The 3,310-nt window shown below is 64.9% G+C and carries 3 protein-coding genes; all 3 read left to right on the top strand.

Annotation, left to right across the window (positions count from 1 at the left end):
- The first annotated feature begins 188 nt into the window (after positions 1-188).
- Complete coding sequence (locus tag ABYW26_RS12385) at positions 189-950, top strand: SDR family oxidoreductase (protein ID WP_372605209.1); 762 nt, start codon at positions 189-191, stop codon at positions 948-950.
- Positions 951-965: 15 nt separating this feature from the next.
- Entirely contained in the window at positions 966-2,483 is a 1,518-nt protein-coding gene (locus ABYW26_RS12380; RefSeq protein WP_372605208.1) for a hypothetical protein, read from the top strand.
- A partial coding sequence (locus tag ABYW26_RS12375; RefSeq protein ID WP_372605207.1) for a PHB depolymerase family esterase occupies positions 2,480-3,310 on the top strand: 831 nt, incomplete at its 3' end. The genes ABYW26_RS12380 and ABYW26_RS12375, both read left to right, overlap by 4 nt.

Genomic DNA, 3,310 nt, shown 5'->3' with positions numbered 1-3,310 from the left:
GCCGCTGATCGAGAACACCATGCTGGACGGCCCGTTCGGCGGCAGCATGTCGCTGGATAGTTTCGCCCAGGCCGTTTTGGGGCTGATCGAGATGGGCGGCAAGATGGAATTGCCCGATCCCCACGTCTTGCCCATGCCCCGGCGCAACAGCAGTGGGCGCGGTTGAATTTTGAGTATAAGGAAACGACATGCAGTTTGATTTCTCAGAGCGCACGATCATCGTAACCGGGGCCGGCGGCGGCATCGGCGGGGCAACCTGCCGGGCCTTGCATGCCGCCGGGGCCAATGTCGTGGCGGTTGACCGCTCGGCCGATACGCTGGCCGCGCTTGAGGCCGAACTGAAGGCGGCAGGCGGCACTGCGCCGCTGTGTCTGGCGCTGGATGTCACCAGCGAAGCCGACATGACCGCCATGGCCGAAAAGACCGTTGCCGCCTTTGGCCGGATCGACGGTCTGGTAGCCGCTGCGGGTATCCTGCGCACCAGCGGCCAGCCGCATGCGGTCAGCGACACCGGCTTTGACGAATGGCGCACCATCATGGATGTGAACCTGACCGGCACCTTCCTGAGCAACCGCGCGGTTCTGCCAGCGATGCAGGCGCAGGGGCAGGGCGATATCGTCAATATTTCCTCGGTATCGGGGCAAAAGGGCCGGGCGTTCGATGGCCCGTATTCGGCCTCGAAATTCGGGATCATTGGCCTGTCTGAATCGCTGGCCGAAGAGGTTCAGCGTCTGGGCCTGCGGGTGCAGACGGTTCTGCCCGACGCGGTGGACACGCCGCTGTGGGATCAAAGCGGCACCGCCGCGCTGAAACCGCAGAACATGCTGACCGCGCAACGCGTGGCGGAATTCGTGCTGTATCTGATGGCGCTTCCGCGCGACGTCTATATCATGAACAGCGTTCTCAGCCCGCTGCGCAGCCGTGTGCGCAAGCGGAAACCCCAAGCCTAAAGGACAGTCGCCCCGATGACCCAAACCCCCGCAGTCCAGTTCGATCCTGCCCCGCCGCGTGGCCTGTCGCGCAGCGATTTCAGCATGATCGCCTCGGGCGGTCTGGGGGATGGTCACAACAACTATGCCCATTCGATGGCGTGGTTCAAAGGCAAGCTGTATCTGGGCTCGACCCGGTCGAACATGTGCATGTTGCGGTTCCAGTCGGCCTTTCAGGATGCGCCGCTGGTGATGTGGCCGGTGGATTGCCCGGACACCCGGGACGAGTTGTATAAGCTGGATTTCTCGTCGCAGATCTGGTGCTACGACCCCGAAACCCGCGCGTGGGAAATGGTGTTCCGCGCCCCCTTGGTCGAGGGCAGCGATGGCAACCCGACCCCGCGCGAGATCGGCTATCGCTCGATGGTGGTGTTTCAGGGCACCAGCGACCCGGAACCGGCGCTGTATATCTCGGCCTGGGCGCCGGGGCGGGCGCCGGGCGGTCTGATCCTGCGCAGCACTGACGGCAAGACGTTCGAGCCGGTCAGCGATTACGGTATTCTGGACACGCCGATCTCGACCACCCGCTGCCTGACCGCGTTCAAGGGCCGGATGTTCTTTGCCCCGACCGCGCGCCGTGGCACCGAGGGCGGCCAGCAGAACACTGCTGGCCTGCCGCTGGTGTTCGAAAGCGCCGATCCCGCCAGCCGCAACTGGATCGCCGCCAGCGAACCGGGCTTTGGCGAGGCGGGTAATCTGGGCATCTTTACCCTGTGCGTGATGGGGGACCGGCTGTATGCCGGGACGCTGAACCTTGAGGGGTTTCAGGTCTGGGCCTCGGATTGCGAAGGCAAGCCGCCTTATCGCTGGACCAAGATCGTCGATCAGGGCGCCGGGCGCGGTCCGCTGAATCAGGCCGTGGCCAGCATGGCCGAATTCAAGGGCGCGCTTTACGTCGGTTCGGGCATTCAGGGTGGCGGCAATGACCGGGTGAACAACATCGGTCCGGCCGCGGCCGAGCTGGTGCGCGTCAACGCCGATGACAGTTGGGATGTGATCGTCGGCGACCGCCGCACCGTCGATGGCAAGGATGTCTATTCGCTCAGCGGTCTGCGGGCCGGGTTCGGCAATTTCTTCAACGGGTATATGTGGAACCTTGGGACGCATGACGGCTGGCTTTACTGCGGCACCTATGACTGGAGCATCAACCTGCGCTGGTCGACGCTGGAACAGACCCCGCCCAAGGTTAAACAACTGATGAATATCATCGGCGCCGAGGGCATCATCGGTCAGGAAGGCGGCGCTGATCTGTGGCGCAGTTACGATGGCGAGAACTGGCTGCCGGTGACGCGACAGGGCTTTGACAACCCCTATAACTGGGGCGTGCGCAATATCGTCTCGACCCCGGTCGGGCTGTTTGTCGGCACGGCGAATGTGTTCGGCCCGCGGGTCGCGGCGCAGACCGATGGCGAATGGGCCTATCAGGACAACCCGCGCGGCGGGCTTGAGGTCTGGTTGGGCCAGAACCCCCAAGAGGCCGAGGCGGACGCATGATCTTTGTGCCGATCTTTCTGGTCGTTGCGGCGTCTCTGACGGTCATTCTGTGGCTGCGCAGCCGCGCGCCCGCACGCCGGGGCGGTGCCGGGTCACCCTATGGCCCGATCGAGCCGCTGACCTTCATGGCGGGCAAGGTGCGGCGTGTGGCCTATCTGTTGCGCGGGCCGATCGAATTGCGCGCCCGGCTGATGCAACCCCGACCGGTGGTTCTGGGCTTTCATGGCGGCAATGGCCAGCCGATGCGCTTTGCCGAAACCAGCAGCCTGCCGCGCCCGGTTCTGGCCGCCGGCATGGCGCTGGCCTTGCCCGAGGCGTCGCCGCGCTGGGCCGATGGCCGCGACACCACCGAGGCGGCGTGGGCCAACGATTTGCTGTTTCTGGACGCGCTGACCAAGCGCCTGACCAGCGAGCCGGATCTGGACACCAACAACCTGTTCGCGGTCGGCGTATCGAACGGTGCGATGCTGACGCTGCGACTGGGATGCGAATTCGGAGACCGGTTCCGTGGGCTGGCCTCGGTTCTGGGCAACATGCCCGAAGACTATATCACCCGCGTTCCGCCCGGACCGCCGGTGCCGCTGATGCTGGTTCATGCCGATCAGGATATGCTGATGCCGCCGCAGGGCGGTGAGATTCCGTCGGTCATGGGCATTGCCGCCGGTGGCCGGGTGATCAGCGCCGACGCCACGGTGCAATTCTGGCGTGCCCGCAACCGCTGTGCCGGCGCAGCGCAGGCCACTGTGACCCGCATCGGGTCGCATCAGGCCCGTGTCGTGACCTATCCCGCCGGTCCGAATGGCGCCGAACTGTGTGTCATTACCTTG

This window comes from Actibacterium sp. (genome assembly GCF_041584535.1).
Lineage (GTDB): Bacteria > Pseudomonadota > Alphaproteobacteria > Rhodobacterales > Rhodobacteraceae > Actibacterium_D.
The sequence above is the reverse complement of the archived record's forward strand: the minus strand, read 5'-3'. Positions and strand labels throughout refer to the sequence as shown.

Coding starts and splice junctions, on each gene's coding strand:
- ABYW26_RS12380 (WP_372605208.1), top strand. CDS start 966: ATGACCCAAACCCCCGCAGTCCAGTTCGATCCTGCCCCGCCGCGTGGC.
- ABYW26_RS12385 (WP_372605209.1), top strand. CDS start 189: ATGCAGTTTGATTTCTCAGAGCGCACGATCATCGTAACCGGGGCCGGC.